The organism is Streptomyces laculatispora (assembly GCF_017353455.1).
GTDB classification, from domain to species: Bacteria; Actinomycetota; Actinomycetes; order Streptomycetales; family Streptomycetaceae; genus Streptomyces; species Streptomyces laculatispora.
The window spans coordinates 1-25,000 of sequence record NZ_JAFMPZ010000200.1 but is presented as its reverse complement, the minus strand read 5'-3'; the positions used below and the strand labels follow the sequence as shown (position 1 = coordinate 25,000).

The 25,000-nt window shown below is 67.8% G+C and carries 19 protein-coding genes, 1 tRNA gene and 3 pseudogenes; 8 read left to right on the top strand and 15 right to left on the bottom strand.

The genetic code is table 11. From position 1 onward, the window contains the following. The 3 genes from J1C73_RS11780 to J1C73_RS11770 form a co-directional block, all read right to left on the bottom strand. A partial coding sequence (locus tag J1C73_RS11780) for a hypothetical protein (RefSeq protein WP_207316323.1) occupies positions 1 to 455 on the bottom strand: 455 nt, incomplete at its 3' end. 39 nt (positions 456 to 494) lie between these two features. Further along, on the bottom strand, positions 495 to 1,025 hold the full coding sequence (locus J1C73_RS11775) for a DUF6221 family protein (protein WP_207316322.1): 531 nt from the start codon (positions 1,023 to 1,025) through the stop codon (positions 495 to 497). 508 nt (positions 1,026 to 1,533) lie between these two features. After that, the gene (locus J1C73_RS11770) at positions 1,534 to 2,073 is read right to left on the bottom strand and encodes a tyrosine-type recombinase/integrase (protein ID WP_307797666.1); all 540 of its coding nucleotides are present in this window, start codon (positions 2,071 to 2,073) and stop codon (positions 1,534 to 1,536) included. A gap of 4 nt (positions 2,074 to 2,077) precedes the next feature. Here J1C73_RS11770 and J1C73_RS11765 point away from each other — a divergent pair. Beyond that, positions 2,078 to 2,491, top strand: a pseudogene (locus J1C73_RS11765) (IS30 family transposase); the annotation flags it as partial. Here J1C73_RS11765 and J1C73_RS11760 read toward each other — a convergent pair. From J1C73_RS11760 to J1C73_RS11750, 3 genes are read right to left on the bottom strand one after another with little or no spacing between them, the layout of a single operon-like run. Further along, positions 2,439 to 3,116 carry an IS3 family transposase gene (locus tag J1C73_RS11760; protein WP_307797668.1) on the bottom strand — a complete coding sequence of 226 codons (678 nt, stop codon included), beginning with the start codon at positions 3,114 to 3,116 and terminating at the stop codon, positions 2,439 to 2,441. The pseudogene J1C73_RS11765 and the gene J1C73_RS11760 overlap by 53 nt on opposite strands. A gap of 5 nt (positions 3,117 to 3,121) precedes the next feature. After that, positions 3,122 to 3,448 carry a transposase gene (locus J1C73_RS11755; RefSeq protein ID WP_207316320.1) on the bottom strand — a complete coding sequence of 109 codons (327 nt, stop codon included), beginning with the start codon at positions 3,446 to 3,448 and terminating at the stop codon, positions 3,122 to 3,124. Between the two features lie 55 nt (positions 3,449 to 3,503). Further along, a complete protein-coding gene (locus J1C73_RS11750; protein ID WP_207316319.1) occupies positions 3,504 to 6,812 on the bottom strand; it encodes a CHAT domain-containing protein in 3,309 nt (1,102 codons plus the stop codon). Between the two features lie 607 nt (positions 6,813 to 7,419). On the opposite strand from J1C73_RS11750, the gene J1C73_RS11745 reads away from it, so the two are divergent. Next, positions 7,420 to 8,316, top strand: a complete 897-nt coding sequence (locus tag J1C73_RS11745; RefSeq protein ID WP_207316318.1) for a hypothetical protein — start codon at positions 7,420 to 7,422, stop codon at positions 8,314 to 8,316. Between the two features lie 31 nt (positions 8,317 to 8,347). Here the strand turns inward: J1C73_RS11745 and J1C73_RS11740 are convergent, their stop codons facing one another. Next, a complete protein-coding gene (locus J1C73_RS11740; protein ID WP_207316317.1) occupies positions 8,348 to 9,427 on the bottom strand; it encodes a hypothetical protein in 1,080 nt (359 codons plus the stop codon). Between the two features lie 283 nt (positions 9,428 to 9,710). Continuing rightward, positions 9,711 to 10,477, bottom strand: a pseudogene (locus tag J1C73_RS11735) (transposase); the annotation flags it as partial. A 73-nt stretch (positions 10,478 to 10,550) separates the two neighbouring features. On the opposite strand from J1C73_RS11735, the gene J1C73_RS11730 reads away from it, so the two are divergent. Then, positions 10,551 to 10,637 (top strand) — tRNA-Lys (locus J1C73_RS11730). Positions 10,638 to 10,750: 113 nt separating this feature from the next. Here the strand turns inward: J1C73_RS11730 and J1C73_RS35710 are convergent. Next, positions 10,751 to 10,991, bottom strand: a pseudogene (locus tag J1C73_RS35710) (tyrosine-type recombinase/integrase); the annotation flags it as partial. 333 nt (positions 10,992 to 11,324) lie between these two features. On the opposite strand from J1C73_RS35710, the gene J1C73_RS11725 reads away from it, so the two are divergent. Then, on the top strand, positions 11,325 to 11,747 hold the full coding sequence (locus J1C73_RS11725) for a hypothetical protein (RefSeq protein WP_207316316.1): 423 nt from the start codon (positions 11,325 to 11,327) through the stop codon (positions 11,745 to 11,747). A gap of 426 nt (positions 11,748 to 12,173) precedes the next feature. Here the strand turns inward: J1C73_RS11725 and J1C73_RS11720 are convergent, their stop codons facing one another. The 4 genes from J1C73_RS11720 to J1C73_RS35475 form a co-directional block, all read right to left on the bottom strand. Further along, a complete protein-coding gene (locus tag J1C73_RS11720; RefSeq protein ID WP_207316315.1) occupies positions 12,174 to 14,372 on the bottom strand; it encodes a xanthine dehydrogenase family protein molybdopterin-binding subunit in 2,199 nt (732 codons plus the stop codon). Next, positions 14,372 to 15,352: an FAD binding domain-containing protein gene (locus tag J1C73_RS11715; RefSeq protein WP_207316314.1), complete on the bottom strand. Its 981-nt coding sequence runs from the start codon at positions 15,350 to 15,352 to the stop codon at positions 14,372 to 14,374. Before J1C73_RS11715 ends, J1C73_RS11720 begins: the two co-directional genes overlap by 1 nt. A gap of 1 nt (position 15,353) precedes the next feature. After that, a complete protein-coding gene (locus J1C73_RS11710; protein WP_372446677.1) occupies positions 15,354 to 15,842 on the bottom strand; it encodes a (2Fe-2S)-binding protein in 489 nt (162 codons plus the stop codon). 550 nt (positions 15,843 to 16,392) lie between these two features. Next, a complete protein-coding gene (locus tag J1C73_RS35475) occupies positions 16,393 to 16,521 on the bottom strand; it encodes a hypothetical protein (protein ID WP_278186541.1) in 129 nt (42 codons plus the stop codon). 79 nt (positions 16,522 to 16,600) lie between these two features. Between J1C73_RS35475 and J1C73_RS11705 the strand changes: the two genes are divergently transcribed. Further along, positions 16,601 to 17,272 carry a response regulator transcription factor gene (locus J1C73_RS11705; RefSeq protein ID WP_207316312.1) on the top strand — a complete coding sequence of 224 codons (672 nt, stop codon included), beginning with the start codon at positions 16,601 to 16,603 and terminating at the stop codon, positions 17,270 to 17,272. Between the two features lie 11 nt (positions 17,273 to 17,283). Continuing rightward, positions 17,284 to 18,681: an ATP-binding protein gene (locus J1C73_RS11700; protein WP_207316311.1), complete on the top strand. Its 1,398-nt coding sequence runs from the start codon at positions 17,284 to 17,286 to the stop codon at positions 18,679 to 18,681. Here J1C73_RS11700 and J1C73_RS11695 read toward each other — a convergent pair. Both J1C73_RS11695 and J1C73_RS11690 read right to left on the bottom strand, forming a co-directional pair. Beyond that, positions 18,662 to 19,474 (bottom strand): COG4705 family protein, encoded by an 813-nt coding sequence (locus J1C73_RS11695; protein WP_207316310.1) that lies wholly within the window; start codon positions 19,472 to 19,474, stop codon positions 18,662 to 18,664. The genes J1C73_RS11700 and J1C73_RS11695 overlap by 20 nt on opposite strands. Positions 19,475 to 19,688: 214 nt before the next feature. Further along, positions 19,689 to 20,804 carry a PP2C family protein-serine/threonine phosphatase gene (locus J1C73_RS11690; RefSeq protein ID WP_207316309.1) on the bottom strand — a complete coding sequence of 372 codons (1,116 nt, stop codon included), beginning with the start codon at positions 20,802 to 20,804 and terminating at the stop codon, positions 19,689 to 19,691. A gap of 400 nt (positions 20,805 to 21,204) precedes the next feature. On the opposite strand from J1C73_RS11690, the gene J1C73_RS11685 reads away from it, so the two are divergent. Next, positions 21,205 to 22,968: a phosphatidylglycerol lysyltransferase domain-containing protein gene (locus J1C73_RS11685; RefSeq protein ID WP_207316308.1), complete on the top strand. Its 1,764-nt coding sequence runs from the start codon at positions 21,205 to 21,207 to the stop codon at positions 22,966 to 22,968. A gap of 328 nt (positions 22,969 to 23,296) precedes the next feature. Beyond that, positions 23,297 to 24,934 (top strand): APC family permease, encoded by a 1,638-nt coding sequence (locus J1C73_RS11680; RefSeq protein ID WP_207316307.1) that lies wholly within the window; start codon positions 23,297 to 23,299, stop codon positions 24,932 to 24,934. The last annotated feature ends 66 nt before the right edge of the window (positions 24,935 to 25,000 follow it).

Here is a 25,000-nt window from a genome sequence, read left to right as displayed (position 1 = left end):
CAGTTCAGAGGGGGAACTTCACGGTGACATTCCTCCTCGAGTGCTTCAGGGCTGATACGTCGCTGACGGGCGGTGGCGACCTGATTGGCGCGAGACAGGAGCCAACTGAGAGGGGAGGGGCAGAGGAAGATGCCGAGCCTGTCGTATCCCTGCCATTGGCAGTGGGTGTATCCGACGGCCTGTGCGACCCAGCCGTAGCGTTCGCCGGTGCCTGTGTCCGGAGTCGGGTTCTTGAACTCGATGCCGACGGCCGGCTCGGCATCGTGCCAGCCGTCCGCATCGCGCGGCTTCAGCACGGCGTCGATTCGGGTTTCCTCGCCGGTCCAATAGCATCCCGGCACCTGCTCCTCAATGTGGAACCACTGGTCCAACTTGCCCAGAACGAAGGCACCGAGGGCCTTCTCGTCAGCGAACGTTTCAGGGCGTGGCAGCAATGCCTTCTGTTCGTATCGCACTTACCCGACTCTACGGTCCACCTGACTCGGGGCGCGAGACTACAGCTGTTGGCGCAGAGTCCATGAGATGTCGTAGTCCACATGATCGCGGTAGGTCATCACCAGCGCCTGTACCGCCTGGCGGAGGGCGTTGCGTGCGGGCCCCAGTGCGGCTTGTTCGTACAGATCCAGCACCATACGGCGGGCTTCGATGTTCGCCACGGCTGACATTGGCCCCCAAGTGGCGATCTGATCGGCAACATCCCGCAGCGGACAGGCGACAACCAGCTCGTCGTGGTCGTCGACGACCCTCTGACTACGGGCCGGCCAATGCCGCCAATGGGTGATACCTGCGGCTCCGGCAGTGGCCTCCTCCTCGTCAAGGCGAGCAAGAAGGAAGGCGATCATCGGCTCACGGTCACGCTCATCGGGGTTGGCCGAGAATCTGCGGGGCCCAAGGGCAGGGTCGTCGTCGGGGCAATAGGTCAGCCAGCCGATTTCGCCACGGACCAGAATGCCGGCACCCGGCGGCACATAGGTCGCGCACAACTCGGCGGCGCACAGGGCGCCGTACCTATTGCTGGCTGCCATCCCCGTCACCCTCCCCGAGTAATCCGGTGCGCCGCCACAGTAGCTGGTTCTACTGGCACCGCATCGTTCGAGGAAGGAGAGGGGAACGGGTGCTCTGGGACGCCCGCTTAGGGTCGAAGCAAAGGCCGAGATCGCGGCTGGCGTGGACCGCTACGTGACCGAGCGAGCGCACTCTTGGCTGTTACGTGGGAACGGCAGCGGAGGTCCTCAACCCTATGACCCGGCCCCGGGGCCACCCTGATGACCCCGTAGGTGGTCGGGGGGGTGCGATCTCGAAGGAGCTTGAGGTGCTCGCGCGAGGCGTCGGCCGGACAATGAAAAGGGGGCGCGTGGGGACCAGTTGGGGACCACACGCTACGCGCGGTGGTGCACGATGCATGCCTACACGCACAACTCGCGCCCGGATTAAGTCCTCTATATCCAGAAAATACTGGGGGTCAAGGGGTCGCAGGTTCAAATCCTGTCGTCCCGACCATGCGGAAACGCAGGTCGGAGGCCGTTCTCTCATTCATGAGAGGGCGGCCTTTTCGTGCGTCCCGGGGCGTGGTGGTCGCAGTGTGGTCGCATGCCTGGGCCGGGGCTGGTTCGCCTGGGTGCTGGTGGCGGGTGGTGCGGGGGAGCGGAGTTTGTGGAGGGCTTCGCGGTGGCGGTGGATGTGGTCGCGCGGTGGTCGCAGCCGCGCGGGCCGGTCCGTACGGACCGCCGGCTGCTGGGCGCCGCTGAGGACGTGATCGATGGTGTCGACGGCCTGGTGCGCGGCCTGTTGGGTGAGGTGGCTGTAGAGGTTCGCGGTGGTCGACAGGGTGGAGTGCCGCAGCGTCTTGGAGACCACGGTGAGCGGAACGCCAGCGGAGATGGTGATGGTGGCGGCGAGATGCCGTAGGTCGTGGATCGTGACCCGGGGGACGCCGGCTTCCTCGGACAGTCGGTGGAGTCGGTCGAGCACCAGGTGCGGCCCGAGCGGGCGGCCGTCGGGTCGGCAGAAGACCAGCCCCGCGAACGGGTCATCCGCGTCGCCGTGAGCTCTGGGCGCCGAGCGCTTTGACACCGAGCCGAGAGTGAAGAACGGGCCGGCGCTCGCCGGTCTGGGTGCCGAGGCCGTCAGGGACGCGATCGCCTCCACGATCACCACGCTGCCCGAGCAGCTGCGTCGCTCGTTGACCTGGGACCGCGGCAAAGAACTGGCACAGCATGCCCGGCTCCGCGTCGACACCGGCCTCGAGATCTACTTCGCGGACCCGCACAGCCCGTGGCAACGCGGCACGAACGAGAATACGAATGGGTTGCTGCGGCAGTACTTTCCGAAGGGCACGGACCTGTCCCGATGGCAGACAGACGACCTCGCAGCCGTTGCACTCGCCCTCAACAGCCGCCCCCGCAAAACCCTCGGATGGAAGACACCCGCTGAAGCCCTCAACGAACACCTACTCTTGACTCAAGAAGCCGGTGTTGCGACAACCGATTGAGTCCGGGTTGCGACCCGGCGTCCGAGTGATGGATCAACTTGCCCGGCTGGACGGGGTGCTGGTCACGGTCGCGCTGCCAGATTGCCATCTCCAGGGCGTCCAGCACGAACACCGTCTCCTTCACCGTGGCGGCCGACCAGCCCACGATCCGGCGCGAGAAGGTGTCCACGACGAACGCGACGTAGACGACGCCGGCGAAGGTCTTCACGTGGGTGAAGTCGGCTACCCAGCAACGGTTCGGGGCGGCGGCGACGAAGTCGCGGTCGACCAGGTCCGGGGCCCGCTCGGCCTGGCCGCCGGGGATCGTGGTGATGACGCGCTTGCCGCGCACCGCTCCGGCGATGCCGAGCTCGCGCATCAGGCGCTCGACGGTGCAGCGGGCCACCGTGTGTCCCTGCCGGTTCAGTTCGCGCCAGATCTTCCGGGCTCCGTAGACGCGGTAGTTGGACGCGTAGACCTGCTGGATGCGCTCTTTGAGTTCTTCGTCGCGTACGGAGCGGGCGGAGGGAGTTTCGAGGCGTTTCTTGTGGGCGTAGTAGGTGGAAGGGGCGATCTTGCAGTCGTGCTCGGTGAGCGTCCTGCAGATCGGCTCGACGCCGCCGAAGCGGTCCCGGTGCTCGTCGATGAACGTTACGAGCGCGTGTGTGGCCGGTCGAGCTCGGCCGCGAAGAAACTCGCCGCCGCCTTCAGGATCTCGTTCGCCCGCTTCAGCTCGGCGTTCTCCTTCTTCAGCGCCTTGAGCTGGGCCGACTCCTCCGAAGTCGTCCCCGGACGTGTCCCCGCGTCGATCTCCTGCTGCTTCACCCAGTTCCGCAGCGTCTCGCGCGAACCGATGCCGAGCTTGTCCACGACCACCTGCAAGGCGGCCGTCTCGTTCGGATGGTCGTCGCGCACCTCAGCGACCATGCGCACCGCACGACGGCGGAGCTCAAGCGGGTAACGGGAAGGTCGTGCCATGACTCAATCCTTACATGAAATCGAGCCTCCACTTCACCCGGGGCGGTTCAGTTGATCACGCACCGGCATGTAGGTAGGCCGCCCACAGGGAGGGGGTGGCCGGATAACGGTCGCGTACGGCGCGGATGGTGAAATGCAGCGCGGCTGCGGACTGAGTGGGATCGGGATTTCCGGGCGAGACCGGGGTTAGACGGGTGTAGAAGGACTCGGCGATCTCGGCGGCGAGCCGGTCGTCGATCGGCCACAGGGTCCCGACCACGTGGGGGAATCCAGCGAGTTGAAAGGCGCTGGTGAGGTGGATGGACTCGTCGATCAGATCGAGCCTGCCGGGATCAGCAGTGCTGCATGCGGACAGGTATGCGAGCTGCGCGTAGGCGAGGTCGACTTGAGTAAGCGCGGAGACAGTCAATGGTGTCGTCGCATGGTCGTGTAGGAGCAGTCGGCTCTGGGAAGGGTCGGTGCGGTCGCTGACGCCGTGGCAGGCGAAGTGGGCAATAGCGCACTGCGGAAGACGGGCAAGGACAGCGGCCGCTGTCGGTGAGCCGACGCCCACGGGGAGCTGAGCGCCGTCCGGGGCAACGGCAGGCTCGGTGAGCTGGACAGGGCGGCAGAGGCGGGCCTGGATCCGACGGGCCTCCTCCGCTGCGTGCGGCAGTGGGTTATGACCGGGAGTGGTCGGCATGGCGACGATTAGGGACTGGCCGGCGGTCCGAGGCTGGCGGCTACGAGCATAGTGCAAGGCCCGTACGGTGGGGGTGTAGGACGAGATCATCCGGTCCAGGACGGTGCGGCGGTGCCGCTCCGGTCCAAGGTCGGTGTGGAAACCTGCAGCATGCAGCGGCAGCAGCCCGAGGAGTCCGCCCGGTACCCACCACACTCGCGGCAGTGATGAATCGTCCTGGCCCGGGAGAAGTGCCTCACCCATATCTTCTAGGGCGGAGAGCACCGGCTCGACGGCGGCTTCCCAGAGCCATTCTAGGGTCTCTCGCAGAGTCCGCTGCGCTGCGATTCGGTCAGCGTCGGGCGAGGTTGCCTCAGACAGCGCCCGGTAGAAGACGTTGATCCGGTCTTGTACCGCGTCTTTACTTAGCTCGGGCAGCGAACAAGAGGAGATACCGGAGCGGGTGAGCAAGAGCGCATCGCTGCGCAACGGGCTGACATTGAAGGTCACAACGGGGCCGTGTTCGGCTTCGGCTAGGAGCGCTTCGGGACTCGGTGGCAGACCGAAACCGGCGAAGCCCTCACAGGACCGGATACGCCTCAGCAGCTCGTCCAGGTCCGTCGCCAACCGGTGGCGCGTGTGATTTGTGATTGCGACCCCGTCGGCGTTCCCTATGACCGCCCCTGCAGGGCTCTCCCGGTCAAACCGCTCGCGGAGCTCGGTTAGGTGCTCGGCCAGATCAGGATGCGCGCTACGCAGAGCCGTCATGTCACTGCGGGTCTCCAACGCCTGGGATAGCAGCGACGCTCGCCCGGCCTCCGCCAGGCGCAGAGCCCGCACGGCCCGCCCCTGCGCATCGCCTGTGGTGTCAGTGAGCGCCAGAGCAGCCGCGTCGGCGGCTAGGCTAGCGGCGTCGCGGGCGAGAGCATACTGCTGGTCAGCGCGTGGTAGCCGCCGCGGGGCCATCTGCGGCAGGAGTAACACTGCCCGTTCCAACAGATCGGCGGCACGACCGGGGTCCGAGGAGGCCAGGAGGCTGGCTGCCGCGTGCGCCGCGTGCACACGCAACGACGGTGCGGCTGTAGCTACGTCGACGGCCTGCTCCATCATGGACTGCGCCTCGGTCAAAGCACTTAGGTCCCCGCCACACTTGTACCAACCCACCAGAAGTTCGGCCAAGTTGACCAGGGCTTGGCCGCGACGGGGATCACCTTGCGGGACAGCCCAGAGCGCGGAACGAGATACCTTCACGGCCACTTCCAACTTGCTGACATCCCCTGAGTGAAGGGAGCGGGTCATAAGCAATTTGCTGAAGGTGCTCAGGAGAGCAGTCCGCGCATAGTGGTCTTCGGGGACAGTCCGAAGCGCGGTTCTGAGGAGGTCTGTCGCCTCATCTACATCACCAGGTTCCCGGGTGATGTAGTAGCGAGCCAAAAGGGCACTGCCGAGGACCGTTAGGAAGGCCGTGTGCTCTGGGTGATTGCCGGGGGCGCTCGCTACGGCAGCCCGGGCTGCGTCCACTGCCGCGTCCAAGTCTTGCGGGTTCTTGGAACGGCTGAGCCGACGCTGAAGAAGGTCGCTGAGCCTGCCCAGTTGGTCTGCGCGCCGGGGATGAACTTCGGGGGTGGCTCGAACGGCCGCGCGTTGCGCCTCCAACGCCATGTCTAGATCACCGAGACCTTGGGTGATTTCGAACCGCATAGCCAGGGTGGCGCCGAGGCGAGACAGGGCCGTCGCACGGCCGGGGTGCCGGTCCGGCATCGCTTCCACGCACGCCTGGTCTAGCTCCACGCCCTCGTCGAGGTCCGCTATGCTCCCCGAACTTTCAAACCGGTGCCTCAGGGCCCTGGAGAGATTGGTCAGGAGGATAACGTGGTCGGGGTGGTCGTCACTGGCAGCGCGTAGGGCGACGCGGGCCACCTCGACCGCCTCGTCCAGGTCTCCCGGCACGCCCCAGCGCTGGAATCGGTGCATCAGGGCGTTACTAAGGTTGGTCAAGGGACTGACACGGCGGTCGTCGGACAAGGTCCGGATGGCGGCCCGGGCCGTCTCAATACACTCGTCCAGGTCTGCTGGGCTCTCCGAGACCGAGAACCGGCCCAGCAGCACGTTGGCGAGGAGAGTCAAAGAGACACCCCGGTCGGGGTGATCGCCGGCAGTGATGCGGACGGTGGTCCGGGCCACTTCTACGGCCTCGTCCAGGTCCTCTGGACTCCGGGTATGTTTGCCGAGCATCTCCAGGCCGTTACCGAGGTTGTTCAAAGCGGCACTGTGATTCGGGTGGCCATCAGGGATATTGTGTAGAATCCGCCTCCACAGTTCCACCGCCCACTTCACAAGCTCGGGGTCATTGGTTTGGGACGCAATCCGGAGTAGATTCGTCGCACCGGGGCCAGCCCGGTCGGCGAGGGTAGACAGTAGCGACTGTGGCAGGGGTTCTATCCCAGCGATGAAACATCCGCTGAAGAAGGCAAGCGCATCCTCCCAGTCGGAATCAGGTGTTAGAGCCTGGGCACGATAGAAGAACAGCCACCCCAGGGCGTGCTCGGCCTCCAGATCGGCCATGGGTGTGGCGACGCACCGGGCCAGACGTTGTGCTTCGTCGAGCGCGGACGGCTCCAGTACCGCGGTCCAGCCCCGTGTGGCAGCCACGCGCCCCAGCCGAGCCCTGACCGCTTCCAGCATCGCGTCGCGTTCGTTCAATGGTCCCTCTCCCCGTAACGGCACTACCACTCACCCACCACAGTAGAAGCGCCATTGCTTTGTGACACCGAGTTCGAACAGTATGGTCGCGTCCAAGCGAGAAGCCCGTGCCGTGCTCTGCGCTCCGTATACGCCAGCACGGCATTGATGAGGAACGGGGAGCGTGTGACTGATCGGCCCGACAGGCGAAGCATAGAGTCGCGCGACGACATCGCCTATGTATGCACCCAGTTGGACAGCATCCGCTCGGCCCTGATGTACGGACTTGACGGCGCGGCCCCGCTAGATCGCCTGATGTCAGCGCTGTGTGATGGAGAGGAGATCACCCCAACGCTGGACGCGCTCCACCAGGCCCTGTTGGCCGCAGGTGACGCCGCAGGCGTCTACGGGCGTACTCGAGGGGTGACCCCGCATGGGGTCACCCCCTCCATGCCGGACGAGTCGGTGCTGCTCTGCCCGACAAGCCAGTGTTCACGCTTCGACTGGCCCGACGGCCCTGGCACATTGCCCTGCCGGATCAGCGGCCGGCCTCTGCGCAGAGAACGGCTGTAGCGTGGGCGGGTTCCTGGGCGCTCTTGGGCAGAAGCTCGCTGAGCGGTGGCTGACCTTGCTGGTCTTGCCCGGAGCGCTCTTCCTGGCCATCGTCACGGCCGCCATCACTCTCGGCCAGGCCCACGCCCTAGACGCCCGTCGCCTCACCAGCCAGATCACCCACTGGGCACAGACCTCCGCCGCGACCACCTTCGGCGGCCAAGCCGTGCTGCTCAGCGCGGTCATCGCTGCTGCAGCGATATCCGGGCTAGCGGCCCAGAGCCTGGGAACACTGCTCCAGCGCACCATCCTTGCTGCTAACTGGCACGTCTGGCCAAGGCCGTTGCGGCAGTGGGCAGACATGCGTGTTGCCCGGCGGCTCACCCGCTGGACCACGGCCGCACGCTGCTACCAGCAGCAGCTGGATGCCGATGCACGTGCCCTGGCACTCGATGGGCGCCGGGCCAATCCCGCTCCGCGACGGGTAGCGCACAGTGCGATGCACCACATCGCCGCGGAGGAGCCGGCCCGGCCCACCTGGAGCGGTGACCGCATCCACGCGGTCACCGTACGTCTGAACCGTGACCATCACTTGGAACTGGCCCTCCTGTGGCCGCATCTGTGGCTGACACTGCCCGAGAACACCCGTACAGAGATCGCCTCCGCTGAACAGGCCCTCACCCGCGCCACCACCCTGGGCGGCTGGGCCCTGCTGTATGCCCCGCTGACCGCATGGTGGTGGCCCGCCGCCCCACTCGCCGCCGTCCTCGCCCTGACTGTCAGGTACCGCGTCCGCAGCGCAACCGACACCTACGCCCAGCTACTGGAAGCCGCCGCACGTCTCCACGCCACAGATCTGGCTGCCCAACTCGGCATCGACCACGACGGCCCCCTCAGCCCCATCCTCGGCGACGCACTCACCCGCCAACTCCGTACCCGAACCACGATCGCTTCCGCATCTGGTCTGATCTGAACAGAGCGCTCCAGTCGGCTGCCGCTTCGGCTCACTCTGCCCGTCCTGTGTACTCGGAGACACGTAGCAGGGCTTCGCCCAGAATGCCCAGTCGGGCAGAGCGCAGGGGATGGTCGCCAGGTGTCCTGGCTACTGCCTCCCGCAGGACTCGAGCTGCTTCCTCGGCCGTAGCTCTCTCTCGGGTGTGAGTGGATACGCGTAGGAGGACTGCCCCCAAGTTACTGAGCCGATAACAGCGCTCTGGGTGATCACGGGGTGTGGTGGCGAGGGACTCCCGCAGAGCCTCGACCGCCTCCTGAGCGGTACTCAACTCGTTTGTTCGTGCACACCAGAGGTGGAGTACATACCCCTGAGTGGAGAGGGCCTGCGGACGGTAGGGGTGGCCAAAAGGCGTGATCGCTGATGCCTCCCGCGCCATCCGCGCAGCCTCTTCAAGCAACTCCACCTCCTGGGTACACCCGTACAAGTGCGCAAGAGCGGCCGCCAGGCCACCCAGCGAAATGGCGCGTTCGGGGTGATCTATCGAGGCGGTACAGACCGCTTCTCGCAGAACCTCGACCGCTTCCTGTGCCATGCTCAGCTCCTTGGTGTCCTCAAAAAGGAAACCAAGCGCAAGCCCTAGACCGTTCAGGTTTGAGGGCCGGGTGGGAAAATGCTTGGGCATCGCCGCGAGCATCGCGCGGAATTGGACGATGGCCATGTCGAGCAACTGTTCCTGACGGGACTCGCTGAAGGTGGCCAAAAGCTTATCGGCGTAGCGGTCCATGACAAGCAGTAGTCCGGTAGTCACAAGGCTGATGGGGCCCGCCTGATGCACCACACGCTCTAGGGCTGCGGAAGCTAACTCGGGGCGCGCCTGGTAGAAGCGCACTAAGTGGCCAACTGCTGCTATCTGGTCTTCCTCATCCCGTCCTGCTGGAAGGGCAAGGGAGCGCTGCCAGTGATACCAGCCCATGGTGTGGGCGGCATCGAGATCCTTCTCGGGGTCGGCTACGCGCATTAGAGCTCGGGTAGCCTCGAGCGTGGCATCGCTGAAGATGAGCGCGGGGTAGCGTTGGGCGCGGGAGAGGTGATGGTGAAGCGTGGCGAGTGCCACCTCGCGGTCCGTCATGACGTATCCCCCAGTGGCGGTTCTGCTCTGTGATCGTCTGGGGCCCCGTACAGATTTCATGCAGCCTCGGGGCCGCTGGCGGCGCTTGTTCCAGCGACTGTACTGGAACACTAACCTCGATCGTTCATGAGTCCTCGTCGGTTCGCTGACGGAGGCTCTGCTTTTGCGGGATGACGGTTTTCCGGTGGTGAGGCAGGGCGAGGGCCCGGTTGTCGCGTCGGGTGGGCGCCGGGTTCCACTCTCCGGGGGCAGTGCGGGTTGTTGGGACGGTCGGTGTGGCTGGTCAGCCGGGGTTCGGCAGGGCCTGGAGTCGATCGATTGCCTGGGTGATGACGTCGGTCCAGGGCCATCGAGCGGTGAAGCGGAGCCAGCGGCGGCGGCCGGTGTTCACGAGTCGCGCGGCGGCGGAGAACAGTCGCAGGCGAAGTCGTTTGGGTTCCCAGCGGCGGGCTTCACCGGTCAGGGCGAGCATCGGCATCCAGGCGAGGAGGTCGAGCGCGATGGAGATGATCTCCAGCCAGATCTGGTTCTGCGCGGTGTCGTGCAGGGGCAGGTTGCGCAGGCCGGTGTCGCGGGCGTTGCGGATGCGGTCCTCGCAGCGGGCCCGCCTGCGGTGACGCAGTTCGAGATCGGCGAGCCGGTCGCCTTTGGTTTTGTCGCGAAGCAGGTGAGCCGCAGTCCGTCGAGGTCGGTGAAGCGCAACTGGGCGCCGGGGTGCGGCCGTTCCTTGCGGACGATCAGCCGCATGCCCTTCGGCCAGGTGGCCAGGTCGGGCATGTCGGTGATCTCCGCGACCCAGGCGCCGGGCCGCTCGGTGCCGCCCGCGTCATAAGCCGGTGTCCATGCCCGCTTCGGGATTTTCAGCACGGCCTGGTGGATGGCTTCGGTGATGGTCATTCCGACGGAATACGACAGCCACCGGCCCGGCCTTGTGAGCCAGTCGAGGAAGGCGTGGGTGCCTCCGGCGGAGTCGGTGCGGATCAAGGTCTGCCGGCCCCGCCGCAGGTGTTTCGGCAGTTGGGCCATGGCGAGTTGGGTGGTGGTGATGGAGTTGGGGACCAGTTGGGGACCACACGGTGTGCGCGACAGCGCACGACGGACCTTTGTGTGCACTGTCTGCACCCGGATTAAGTCTGCTATATCCAGAAAATACCCTTGACTCTTACTCCTGGGGGTCAAGGGGTCGCAGGTTCAAATCCTGTCGTCCCGACTCGAAAGAGTCGCAGATCAGGGCCGGTATCGGAGAAATTCGATACCGGCCCTTGATCGTTTCTGGGGACCGGTTGGGGACCGGTGTCCTTGACCGGTGTCAGCGGGTGGGGTGATCGGGCTCGGCAGCGAAGGCGGCGCGCGGAGCGCACTGAGGTGTACGGAGAGCGCTGCTCCGGCTGCCGTGATCTCGCGTACTCCGGGTGCAGGTAGTGCGGGGCGGTGGTCAGTGAACCGTGGCCGGCAATCCGGCGCAGGACATGGACCTGGACGCCTGAGTCGGCGACCAGGTCAGTCCGGTGTGCCGGAGGTCGTGGCGGCGCAGGTGCTCGTAGCCGAGCTTGGTGGCCGGATCACATGGTCAGCCGAAGGCCGCCTGCGCTACGGCAGTTACCGGGCCGGGTGATCAAGGACGAGGACTCGTCGGGCCCCGGTTAAAGATCAAGTTGAGTGCCTGATTGCGATATCGGACCGCGTAGGCCGGCAAGCTGCCGCTTGCGAGAAGTAATTTGGTGGCTGTTGGTGGGATTGGGTATGGTCAGCGGGTTTTGTCATCGATTCGTAACACCGCCGGGTGAAGTGCAACCGGGCGGAGTGGCCGGCTCGTGTGGGTGATCAGCGAGGCGCACCGGGCGCCTTCGCGAAGGGGTGGGTCTCACCATGTGGGGGATCTGCGGGAGGAAAGCCCATGACCAGGACGAAGAAGACCGGGATGAAGGCGCGGGGCGGCCGGGTGGCTGTGATCGGTGCGCTGGGTCTGGCCTCAGTGGCTCTGGCCGCAGCGCCGGCGTTCGCCAAGGGCGCTGTGGACATCACGGCGCCGCACACGGCCCATGTCGGCAAGACCATCACGGTCGAGGCGCACGGCGGCGACGACAGCGCCGGCTACCTGCATCAGCTGTGCCTGGAGGAGAACGGCTTCGGCGAGGGGTGGCATCAGGAGAACTGCAGCGCTGCGGTCAAGGGCGATGCCCGGGTCACCGCACATGGCACGTCCGCGCGCCGCGGCAAGCTGAAATTCCGTGCCGTGCTGTACGGCTTGACCAGCACTCACGACCAGAATCCCGTGCGCTTGCACTCCTCTGACGTGGTGACGGTGAACGTCCGCTGAGCCGGCAGCGCGGCCGCGGACAGCCGGTATGACCACTGCCCACGGCCGCGCGGTTCAGTGCCTGTTCTGCGATGTCGTCCTTCGGGAGTACGGGGACACGGCATGCTCGGCGAGGGGACGCTCGAGACATGGGTCAAGGTCGGCTGGGACTGGACCGTGGACGACTCGATGGCCGGAGCCGGCGGTCTGAACGACGGCGGCAAGGCGGACCGGCTGGCGCGGGGGCCAGCTCTCAGGGGGCGCCGATCTGCACGGCCACGGACATCTGTTCTCGCTCCTCGGCCGGTGGACAGGGCGGCGGCGGATCTCCGCCATTGCCCGGAGCGACCTTCCCCGCGGGCGACGCGAGGCGTGCGGGGCCGTGCGGCCCGGGTGATCCGCCGGACAGAACCTGGCCCGGACGCTGCCCTCCCCGGTCCTCACGCCCTACATCGTCAGATCGATCAGCTTCTCCGGTGTGATGGGCAGGTCGCGGACGCGTTTCCCGATGGCGTCATAGACGGCGTTGGCGACAGCGGCGGCGACACCTGTGGCTCCCAGCTCGCCGATGCCCTTGGCCCCGAGAGGGCCGGCGTACTCGTCGAACTCATCGATGAAAGCGATGTCGATGGCGGGCGGGATGTCGGCGTTGACGGGCAGAGGTACGCCGGCGAGGTCGGTGGAGAGCCACCGGCCCAGGTTCGGCTCGTACAGGCTGGCTTCCATGGCCGCCATGCCCCACCCCCAGACGATGCCGCCGATCATCTGGGACCGGGCGGTTCGCGGGTTGATGACGCGGCCTACGCTGTAGACCCCGGTCGCTCGCCGCAGCCTCAGCAGTCCCAGATCCGGGTCGACACCCACCTCTACGAACACGGCGCCGAAGGTGCGCGTCGCCCGTTCGGCATCACCGGCATCGGCGGGCGCCCCGCCCGGCAGGCCAAAAGCGCCGTCGCCGATCAGTTCGTCCACTCGGGCGTCCCTCATGACGTCCAGGAGCGAGCGGGAGCGCGTGCCGTGGATCAGGTGCCCGTCCTCCGCGCGCACGTCCCCGGCCGGCCAGCCCGCCAGGTCGGCGAGCTGCTTGATGATCTTCTGGGCGGCGTCCTGGACGGCCGCACCCATCCCGATCGTGGTCCCGGAACCGAACGTCGGGCCCGCGAACGGCAGATCGCTGTCTCCCGAGGCCGCACGCACCGCCGTGGGTGGCAGGCCGAGGACGGACGCGGCGATCTGCGGGAAGATGGTGGCGGACCCCGCTCCGATGTCGGTGTATCCCGCTTCGAGCCGCGCGGTGGCATCCGCGGCGAGGCGTACCCGTGCCTCTGACGGGAACCGGAACTGGCCTTGTGTGCTGTCGGCCATGCCCCAGCCGAGCAGCCAGTCCCCGTCACGGGTTCCGCCGCGCCCGCGCTTGCGCCAGCCGAATCGCCTCGCTCCCTCCGCGTAGGCTTCCTTGAGCTTCTTCGACGACCACGGACGGCCGTCCGACGGATCGGCATCGGCATGGTTGATCAGGCGCAGATCGAGTGGATCCATGTCCAGTGCCCGCGCCAGCTCGTCCATCGCCGAGCCCAGAGCCCAGGTGCCGGGGCCGTCGATGGGTGAGCGCATGAAAGTCGGCAGATTCACGTTTCCCCGGCGCACCTTCTGACCGAGCAGGATGGCGGGGGTCGCGTAGAGCGATCCGGAGGGTGCGCTGCCGAACTCGATGTAGTCGTCCGTCACCGCGGTGGTGTTGTCGACCTCGTGGACCACGCCGGTGAGGCGGCCGTCTTCTGCCGCGCCGAGTCTGACGTTCTGTCGCATGCGTGCCTGGTAGCCGACGATCGTGTACATCTCCGAGCGGGTCAGCACGAGTTTCACCGGTCGTCCGACGACCTTGGCCGCCATGGCGGCGAGAATCTCGTGCTGCCAGACGTACGCCTTGGCGCCGAAGCCGCCCCCGGTGTGACGGCAGTGCACGCGGACCTTGCCGGGATCGATACCGAAGGCGGCGGCCAGGTTCGACCGCACCGCGTAGACGTGCTGTGCGGCGTCGTGGACGGTCAGCCGGTCGTCGTTCCAGACGGCCAGAACGGCCGACGGCTCCATCGGGTTGGCGTGGCGGGCCGGCTGAAGGTATTCACCGCCGGCCTGGACCGGAGAGGCGGCGACGGCGGCCTCGGCGTCACCCTTGCGGAATCGCACCTTGCCGATCGCGTTGTAGCCGCTCTTGGGTGAGGGGGTGGTGGCGGGTGCGCTGTCGGGAACCGTGAACTCATCGGTGCGGCACCGCACCTGCACGAGGGAGGCCGCGCCCTCGGCTGCTTCGAGGGTTTCCGCCAGTACGATCGCGACCGGCTGCCCGCTGTAATGGATCTCGGGACCCTGCATGGGCAGGAAGAGCGAGGCGAGCGGCGGGCTGCTCGCGGCAGCCAGATCCGCGTGCGCGGTCGGCATGTCCGCGGCGCTCAGTACATGACGGACGCCGGGCTGCCGCAGCGCGTCGGCACTGTCGATGCCGAGGACGTGGCCCGCCGGTACGGGTGCGCCGACAAGGACGCCGTGCAGCTGATCCGGCTCGTTGTGGTCAGCCGTGTACCGGGCCGCGCCGGTGACCTTCGCGGGACCGTCGAGGCGGGGAACGGACGTGCTCGAATTCATCAGACTCTCGCCGCCAATTGGAAGGCGCGCAGTGCCGTGTTGCGCGACAGCGGAATCTTGAACGCGTTGGACGACAGGGCCCGGGCGTCATCGAAGGCACTCGTGATGGCGACTTTGACCTGGGCGGAACCTACGGTCAGACCCACCAGCGATACCTCCGCCCGCTCCAGGCGCCAGGGCCGCATCGCTACTCCGCCCAGAGCGATGCGCGCCCGGGTGATCACTTCGTCCCGGACTTCCGCCACCGCGGCGGCGGAAGTCAGCGCGAACTCGTAGCTCTGGCGCTCCCTGACCTTCACGTAGGCGGACCGGGGCGCGGACGGCCCCACCTCGATCGCCGTGATCACCTCACCGTGCCGCAGTACGTTGTGCGCGCAGGGGTCCTCGGCGGGCAGAACGTGGAAGTCCTTTGCCGGCAGGCGCCGTCCACCCTCGACGTGCTCGGTGACGTAGACAGCGTCCAGACAGCTGAGCGCGACCGCGGGATCGGAAGGATGCGTGGCTACGCACTGCTCGGTCCAGCCGAAGATCGCGTGGCGGGTGTTGATACCGTTCAGCGCCGCGCATCCGGAGCCGGGCTCTCTTTTGTTGCACGGCACCGGGACATCGGAACGAAAGTAGGCGCACCGGGTACGCTGCACGGGATTTCCGCCGATGGTCGCGAGGTTCCGCAGCTGCGCCGAGGCGGACTGCACAATGGCCTGGGAGAGCACGGGATAGCGTTCCCGGACCTCCGCGTGCAGAGCGACCGCATTGAGGCTCGTCAGCGCGCCGATGCGCAACCCGCCGGATTCCAGCGCGGTGATACCGGTGAGGCCCGGGACCCGGCTGATGTCGAGGACGCGTTCCGGCCGGTGAATACCGATCCGGGCCCAGTTGAGCAGTTCGGTACCGCCGGCAAGCAGAGTCACATCCGTTCGCTGGGCGAGCGTCAGGGCCTCTTCGAGAGAGCGGGCGCGACCGTACGAGAAGGACCGCATGTCAGACCGTCTCCTTCGCCGCTGCCGCCACCGCGGCGGCGATCTGCGGGTAGGCAGAACAGCGGCAGATGTTGCCACTCATCCACTCCCGGATCTCTTCGTCGGACGTGGTGCGGCCCTCCCGGATGCAACCCACCGCGGACATGATCTGCCCCGCGGTGCAGAATCCGCACTGGAAGGCGTCGTGATCGATGAAAGCCTGCTGCACGGGGTGGAGTTCGTCGCCTGTGGCGAGTCCCTCGATGGTGGTGACGACTCGTCCGTCAGCACTGGCGGCCAGCATCATGCAGGCGTTGACCCGCGCGCCGTCGACCAGGAGGGTGCAGGCACCGCACTCGCCGCGGTTGCACCCCTTCTTGGTTCCGGTGAGCCCGAACACCTCGCGCAGCAGGTCGAGCACGGTCGTCCGCGCGTCGCCGTGGAAATGCTGTTCGTTCCCGTTGACGCTCAGGCTGATGGTGACCTGCGCGGAGAAGGGATCACTCTCCACTGCTGGCTCCTCGTCGGTCGATATGCGAAGAAGATGGCTAATGCGTCTAGAGTCTTCCACCGCCGGACCAGATGCCCCTTCAAGGACACAAGCCGCGTAGGCACAGGCGGCCGCATTCGCCCGGCGCCATGGATTGCGCCACGACTCGGGCGGGTGGCCACGAGGTCGGGACCTCCTGCCGACCCGGAAGGTGCACGCTTTCATCGCGTACCGCAACCATGAGCACCGGCATTCGGGCACCGGCAGGCACACGCCGGCCGGCGTCCACTTCGGGACCAACGAGGAGGTCCGCGACCAGCGGGCTGTCACCCTCGCTGAGGCATACGCCCGCCACCCCGAACGCTTCGGCCGCCGCCCCGACCACCCGAGATCCCCCGGATGGCGTGGACCAACGATCCGGCCAGGCGCAGGGAGCCGGCACCACAAACCGCATAACGCCACGACCGTCTCACTGGACGTGAATTTCACCACGGTGATCTGGATCGAAGAATTCACTCGGAGCAGCTCTTGAGTACGACCAGATATGAGCCGCAGCTCTCGGTGTCATGTTTCAGCCGTCGAGATCGAGCCGCCGGAACCCGTGCCTGAGCAGCGGTGTCAGGGTCACTCGGTGAAGTGCGGCGAAGCTCACCACCGCCTCGTTCTCGCCGCTGCTGACCTTCGCGAGCAGTCCCGTCACCTGAACACAACCTGAACACCGCCGTCCGCCGCCCCGCCTCCCACCGGAACCGACGTGCGAACCCGGCCATACTGGGCCGATGACCGCTGCCCGCATTCTCGTCGTCGAGGACGACCACGGACTACGCGATGTCCTGGCCCGGGGACTGCGCGACGAGAACTTCGACGTCGTGACCGCCACCGACGGCGCCTCGGCGCTCAAGGCAGCCGACGAAACCGTCCACGCGGTCGTCCTCGACATCGGACTTCCGGACTCCGATGGACGCGACGTGTGCCAGGCAATGCGCGGGGCGGGCATCGCCGTGCCCGTGATCTTCCTGACCGCGCACGGTAACCTCACCGACCGGCTTTCGGGTTTCGCCTCCGGAGGCGACGACTATCTCGTCAAGCCTTTCCACCTGAGCGAACTGGCCGCCCGCGTACGCGCGGTGCTGCACCGCGCCGGCCACACCCAGACACTCAGCGACCTTGCCGGTACGGTGCTGCTGGACCCGGTACGCCACGAATTCACCGTGCGGGAGCGGCCCGTCGCGCTCACGCCCACCGAGTTCCGGCTGTTGGCACGTCTCCTGGCCGATCCCGGAGCGGTGGTACGGCGTCGCACCCTGGTCCGGGCCGCCTGGCCGGAGGGCGCCCAGGTCAGCGACAACACCCTGGACCAGTATCTGGCCCGGCTGCGGCGCAAGCTGCGCGAGGCGGACAGCCCGAGCACCATCAGCACGGCCCGCGGTGTCGGCTACCGCTTCGGATGAAGGCCACTCGCATGTACCCGGCACTCCGGGGCCCCCGCACGCTGCGCGGACGCCTCGCTCTGATGGCCCTCGCCACCAGCGCGCTGTGGATCGGGGTCCTGACCACCGTGTTCAATCTGGCTCTGGACCAGCGACTGCACGCGCAGGCGGACGATGTCCTGCGCACGCGGGCGGAGGCGGTGGCGGCCACTGTGGACGTACGCTCCGACGGCCGGCTCGTCGTTCGTGAGCCCACCGAGGACGGGGCCCTGGACGCCGGGGTCTGGATCTTCCGGGGCGACAGGGTGATCGAGGAGCCCCCGGGTGCACCGGCCGCCCTCGACGCCCAGGCACAGCACCTGGCGGGCAGCCGAAAGGCGTTCGCCGACGCCCAGAGCCCTGGGCCCTGGCGGCTGTACGCCTTCCCTCTCCACACTCCCGCCGCTCAGGGCCACGCGTCCACGCAGGCCGGCACCGTGGTGAGCGCTCTGAGCCTCGATCCGTACCGCAACACCGCCGAGACCGCACTGGTCGGATCCATAGCCCTGGCTGTACTGCTGCTGGCGACGTTCTACCTGCTGACTCGTCTCGCGGTGCGGCGTGCTCTCCGTCCCGTCGCCGCGATGAGCGACCAAGCAACGCGGTGGAGCGCGGCGGGCGCACCGGAACGCTTCGGCTCCGAGGGCAGACCCACGGAACTCGCCGCGTTCGCCGGCAGTCTCGACGCGCTCCTGGACCGCCTGGCCGCGGTGCTGCGCCACGAACAGCAGCAGGCAGCCGAACTCTCCCACGAGCTGCGCACCCCGCTGTCCAGGATCACCGCGGAGACGGACTGGCTCACCTCCCGGCCGCGCAGCGAGCAGGAATCGGCGGATTCACTGGAGGGCATCGCCAGGGCCGCTGCCAGGATGCAGCAGATCTGCGACTCACTGCTCTCCGAGGCCAGGACCCGCAACGCGCAGACACCAGGCCGCTGCAGCTTCCCGGAACTCGGCCACCACCTCGCCTGGCTCAGCGCCTCCCATGCCCCCGCCGGAGCCCCCGAGGTGACCGTCGTGACAGACCGTCCCCTCGCCGGTGGTACGGGCTCGCACATCGACATCGGTGTCTCTCAGGAGGTCGCCGAACGCATTCTGGTACCGCTGCTGGACAATGCCCGCCGCTATGCCGCCCGGTCGATCACCCTCGGCTGTACCCGACGCGAAGGCGCAGTCACGGTGTACGTCGACGATGACGGCCCGGGCGTACCCGAGACGTTCGCCGCCTCGCTCTTCGAACCCGGCCGCCGCGCCCACCCCCAGGACGGACACGACGGCGCGGGCCTGGGCCTGGCCCTGGCCCGTCGCCTGGCCCGCGCTGCCGGCGGGGACATCGCACTCGATACCGAAGCGCCCGGTGCCCGCTTCGAGGTCACCCTTCCTGCGGGCTGACGGCAGCCTCCTGCGTCACGTCGCGTCGGGTACGGGTGAGGAAGACGACGAGGCCGAGGATGACCAGGAGAAACAGCATGCTGGTCCCGACCGTGCCCAGCCCCAGACCGCCGTCCGCCACTGGCTGCGACAGATAGTCACCCAGCGAAGCACCCAGCGGCCGAGTCAGGACGTACGCGATCCAGAACGACCACACCGCGTCGAAGTCCAGCGTCCGGTGCGCGACGGCCACGGCCGCGATCAGCGCCGCGAACACCACCGCGGAGAGCCAGTAGCCCAGATTCAGCTTCTCCGCCGCCAGGTCCCCCGCCGCCGTACCGAGCGCGAACGTGAACAGGATCGCCAGCCAGTAGAACGCCTCACGGCGCGTGCTGAGGATCGAGTGGATCGACAGAGTCCGCTCACTGGCGTACCAGACGATGAACGTGCCGGCGAGGGCCAGGCCGAAGACCGCCGTGGTCGTCTCCAGCGGAACAGCCAGATTGTCCGTGAGATTGTCACTGATCAGCGTGCCGACCACGCTGATCAGAACCACGGACAGCCAGTACACGCCGGGCACATACGCCCGCGCCCTGAACTGGAAGACCAGGGACACCACCAGCAGGGCCCCCATGAGGTAGGAGGTGTTGGTCAGCCCCATGCCCAGGTTGTCATTGAGCAGGTCCGCCGCGGTCTCGCCGACGGTGGTGCACAACACCTTGATCACCCAGAAGTAGAGCGTCACCTCCGGAACCTTGTTCAGCATCTGCCGCTGCCTGGAGCGCGTACCGGACGCGTACATGTCGTTTGTCATGGAACCGCACGCTGTCAGCCCCCGCCTGAACTTTTCCTGACCACATCGCAGGCCTGAGCCGCCCTGGGTCTCGTAGCGGCCGGCACGTGCGAAGTACCCGGAGGCCTGACCGCATCACGTCCGGCAGGCCGGTCTCACACCGGGACTTTCCGCGGCGGCCCCTGGCCCGTTTGGTCTCACGGCGGTCGGTCAGCGGGGGATGGTTCTTGCGTGGTCAGCGCGTGGGCGCGCGGTGGAGGGCGATGAGAGCGGCGTCGTCGCCCAGGCGCCCGCCGACGTGGGCGAGGAGGTCGCGCCGGATGTGGTGGAGCAGGACCTCGGGAGTGCTGTCGGTCCACTGGGCGGCGCGTCGCGCGAAGGGGTAGAAGCCGCCGGCGCGGTCGCGGGCCTCGATGACGCCGTCGGTGTAGAGGAGAAGGGTGCTGCCTGGCTCGAACGGCACCTCGTCGAGGGTGTAGTCGTCCGGCGTTGCCCCTCCCGCTCCGACGCCGAGCGGGGGAGCGGGGTGCAGGTCAGGGAGGGTGACGGTGTGGCCAGGGCCGAGCAGCAGGGGAGCCGGGTGCCCGCAGCTGGTCATCCGCGCGAGGTGGCCCTGGTCCGGGATGTCCAGGAGCAGGGCGGTGACGAAGGATTCTCCGGCTTCGTCCTGCGGCGCGAAGTCGGGCAGGTAGCGGCGGGCGCTGCGTTCCAGGGCGGCGGCCAGGGCGGGCAGGGTGGTCTGCTGGTGGGCGGACTCGCGGAAGGCGCCGAGCAGCAGGGCGGCCTCGCCGACGGCGGCCAGTCCCTTGCCCCGCACGTCGCCGATTATCACGCGGGCCCCGTTCTCGGTGCGGGTGGCCGCGTACAGGTCGCCGCCGATCTGAGCCTCGTCCTCCGCTGCCAGGTACAGGCACGCCGTCTGCAGGGGGCCGATCCGGTCCGGGAGCGGCCAGAGCAGGACGTGCTGGGCGGCCTCGGACACCGACCGCACCTGGGCCAGCTCTCTGCCTTTTCGCTCGCGCACGGCGCAGAAGACCACGATCAGACACGAGAGCACGGCGAGGGCGATCAACTGCACCACCACGGTCCGGGAGAACAGCGCCCCGAAATGCAGCCCGATGTATGCCTGGGCGGCGATGGCCAGCACGCCGATCAGCGCGGTCGTCCGGGGGCCGGCGAAAGACGCGGTGAGCGCGGGCGCGATCACCAGCAACGGTCCCAGGTGAACGTCGCTGGGGGCCAGGATGTCGACGACCATGATCACCACGATGAGGACCACGGGTATCGCGAGCAGCGCGTGGTTCCGTTGCCATGGCTGCCTCACAGCGGCAAGGCGTTGTCCGAGGTCCATGTCTTCCACAGTGCACCCTGAGGCCGCGGCTCACGAGTCCGGAGCATACGGCAGCCGGCCGATGGGCCGACTGCCGGAACAGAGATCTTCGGGTCCGGCCGGGTCCTGATGCCGCGCGACGTCGGAGGTGGACATGTCGGCGTCGCCGGCGCTGCTGACAACTTGGTGTGACCCGGTATTCATGATCCGAAGGTCCTCCCTGCGTCACGCGGCCACATCGGCAGGAGCCTCGTCCGGCGGGACGACCGGATCGACCGGCACACCGCACGGGGCGCCCGGTCGGCGCCGGACTCCGATGCGCTCGAGCCCCGTCCGGCGCGTCCGCCCGGACGGCAAGCTCACTCGTTCACCGCGCCGCCGGTGAGCGCCTTCGCCGCCCGCGCCTTCTAGGCTTGCCCCCATGGGGCGTGTCCGACCAAGTCCGCAGGCGGGTGGCGATCCCACCACATGGCCACGGCGCTCTTACGCCTTCGCGGTCTGGTATCTGCGCGTCGTCGCCTTCCTCAACTTCCTCGCCGCGGTGTGGGTGACCCTCGGGAACGACATCCGGCGGCACGAGGACCAGTACGTCACGCCCTACCTGCTGACCGCCGGCTTCTTCTCCGGCGCCCTGTCGTTGTTCCTGGCGGTCACCATGCGGCGGCGCAAACGGATCGCGTGGATGCTCAATCTCGTGCTGAGCGGTCTGACGCTGGCACTGACCGCCCTGCGTCTGAGCCTGCCGGTCTACCAGCAGCACGCGCAGAACTGGATCGCGTTCCTGGCGACCGCGCTCTTCGTCGCCGCCCTGCTCACCGGGCGGCGCGAGTTCTACGCGAAGGGCGACCGCTCCAATCCGAGACTGGCGGCGACGGTCGGCGTGACCGGGCTGGCCGTGGGCTCGCTGCTCGCCGCCGCCATGGTCTCCGTGACCAACACCGACCCGGACCCCGGGCGCTCCGGCTTCCTGGACCGCTGGCACTACGGCGTCCTGCGCATGTTCTCGCTCAGCGCCGAGGACATCCACTTCGAGGGCATCATCACTCCCGGCTGGGCCAATGTGCTCATCAATCTGATGAGCACGGCACTGATCCTGCTGGTGCTGCACGCGGCGTTCAGATCGCGCCGCGCCGTCGACCCGCTCACCGAGGATGACGAGGAACGGCTGCGTGCCCTGCTGGAGAAGCAAGGCGCCCGCGACTCCCTCGGCTACTTCGCGCTGCGCCGCGACAAGAGCGTCATCTGGTCGCCGACGGGCAAGTCCGCCGTCACCTACCGGGTCACCGGCGGCGTCTCGCTCGCCTCCGGCGACCCGATCGGCGACCCCGAGGCCTGGCCGGGAGCGATCGACCGCTGGCTGACCCAGGCCCGCGAACACGGCTGGACCCCGGCGGTGATCGGAGCGAGCGAGGCGGGCGGCACCGTCTACACCCGGCACGATCTGAACGCCCTGGAGCTGGGCGACGAAGCCGTCGTCGACACCCACGAGTTCACCCTCGACGGCCGCGCCATGCGCAACGTCCGCCAAGCCCACCACCGCGTCCGGCGCGCCGGATACTCCGTACGCGTCAGACGCCACGAAGACGTCCCGCCTCAGGAGATGGCCCAGCTGGTCGGCCTGGCCGACGACTGGCGCGACGGGGCGACCGAGCGCGGCTTCTCCATGGCGCTGGGCCGGCTCGGCGACCCGGGCGACGGCCGCTGTGTGATGCTGGAGTGCCACGACGCCGACGGACGGCCGCGCGCCCTGCTGAGCTTCGTCCCCTGGGGCGCCGAAGGGCTCTCGCTGGATCTCATGCGGCGCGACCGGAACTCCGACAACGGTCTGTTCGAATTCATGATCCTGGAGCTGATCCAGCGCGCACCGGATCTGCGGCTCCATCAGATCTCGCTGAACTTCGCGATGTTCCGCTCCGTCTTCGAGCGCGGATCCCGGCTCGGCGCCGGGCCGGTCCTGCGGCTGTGGCGCTCGCTGCTGACCTTCTGCTCCCGCTGGTGGCAGATCGAATCGCTCTACCGCGCCAACGCCAAGTACCGCCCCGCCTGGGAACCGCGCTTCCTCCTCTTCGAGAAGAACGCCGATCTGCTGCGCATCGGGATCGCGAGCGCCCGCGCCGAAGGCTTCCTGGAGGCCCCGGGCCTGCCGAAATGGCTCAACCGGAAACGGCTGGAGACCCGTCGTTGACCATCGTGGCCGCCTTCGCCCGACGCGAGTGGGGACCGCTGTACGCGACCCTACGAACGGCATTGGCCACCCAGGGGCCTCCCGCTCCGGATCGCAGGCCCAGGTGCTGCTGATGTTCGGCATCGAGGAGATCGTCCTCGCCCTCCGGCGGGAGTCCGCCGACCGGCCCCCGCGCGTGCGGCTTGGGCCTCGTGGGTGCGCTCCATTCGGGGTGCATTCCCGCCGTGCCGTAGTGGCCCGGGCACCGCCGGGACAAGGGAAGGGCAAGCCGCAGACGCGTCAGGCATGCTCCCCGCCGCGTCCCCCACCGGAGCGAGGGCGTCCGCAGATGTCGAGACCACCCGTAGAGATGTTCGGCAACCCGGGCCTACGACGGGACATCGGACTGATCGGCCTCATCTGGACCTCCGTCGGATCCATCATCGGCTCCGGCTGGCTGTTCGGCGCCCTGTTCGCGGCGCAGGCCGCAGGGACGGCCTCCCTCGTCTCCTGGGGCATCGGGGCCCTCGCGATCACCGTCCTGGCGTTCGTCCACGCGGAACTGGGCGCCATGTACCCGGTCGCGGGCGGCACGGCGCGCTTTCCGCACTACGCCTTCGGCGGGGTCGCCGGGGCGTCCTTCGGCTGGTTCTCCTGGCTCCAGGCGGTCGCCACGGCGCCGATCGAGGTGATGGCGTCGCTGAACTACCTCAGCGTCCACGCCGACTGGATCCAGACGGAAGAGAACCGCCTCACCGCCGCCGGTTACGGTCTGGCCGTCGCCTTCATGGCCTTCTTCGTCGTCATCAACTTCTTCGGCGTCCGCTGGCTCGCCCGCACCAACACCGTGGCCACCTGGTGGAAGGTCGCCGTCCCGGTCGTCACCGTCGTCGTCCTGACGGCGACCACCTTCGACGGCGGCAACTTCGGCCACCAGGGCTTCGCCCCCTTCGGCGCCCAGGGAGTCCTCTCCGCCGTCAGCAGCGGCGGCATCATCTTCGCCCTGCTCGGCTTCGAACAGGCCGACCAACTGGCCGGGGAGAGCCGCAACCCGGCACGGGACATTCCGCGAGCGGTCATCGGCTCGATCCTCATCGGTGCCCTCATCTATCTGGCGCTCCAGACGGCCTTCATCGCGGCCCTGCCGCAGAGCGCCTTCGCCCACGGCTGGTCCGATCTGGCCTTCACCGACAAAGCGGGCCCGTTCGCGGGTCTGGCCCTGTCGGCCGGACTCGGCTGGCTCGCCGCCCTGATCTACATCGACGCGGTCGTCTCGCCCACCGGCACGGGCCTGATCTATACCGCCGCCGCCTCCCGGGTCTCCTACGGCCTCTCCCGCAACGGCTATGTGCCCGCGGTCTTCGAACGCACCACCGCACGCGGAGTGCCCTGGTTCGGCCTGCTCTTCGCCTTCGCCGTCGGGCTGATCATCTTTCTGCCGTTCCCCACCTGGCAGAAACTGATCGGCTTTGTCACCTCCGCCAGCGTGCTGATGTACGCGGGCGCTCCGCTCGCCCTCGGATCTCTGCGCAAACAGGACCCGGACCGGTACCGTCCGTACCGTCTGCGCGGCGGCATGTTCTGGGCCCCCGTCGCCTTCATCGTGTCCAACCTGATCATCTACTGGGCCGGGTGGGACACCCTGTGGCGGCTCGGCCTCGCTATCGTGCTCGGCTATCTGCTGCTGGGGGCCTCGGCACTGTCCCGCGTCAACCCGAGACTCCCGCACCCGGACTGGCGCTCCGCGCAGTGGCTGCCGGTGTATCTCCTGGGCCTGGGCCTGATCTCCTGGCAGGGCGGCTACTGCAGCACGGGGCCCGCCTCGACGGTCTCCTGCGGCGCGACCGGTGCCCTTCCCCTGTGGTGGGACATGGCGGTCGTCGCCGCGTTCAGCCTGCTGATCTACTACTGGGCGCAGTCCGTACGGCTTCCGGACGCGGAGGCCCAGGAGTACATCGGCTCCGTCGGCCCATTGCCCGGCGCCTGACCCCGGGAACCCACCGGCCCACACCACAGGGCCGACACACCTAAACCCAATACCGTTCAGTTAAGC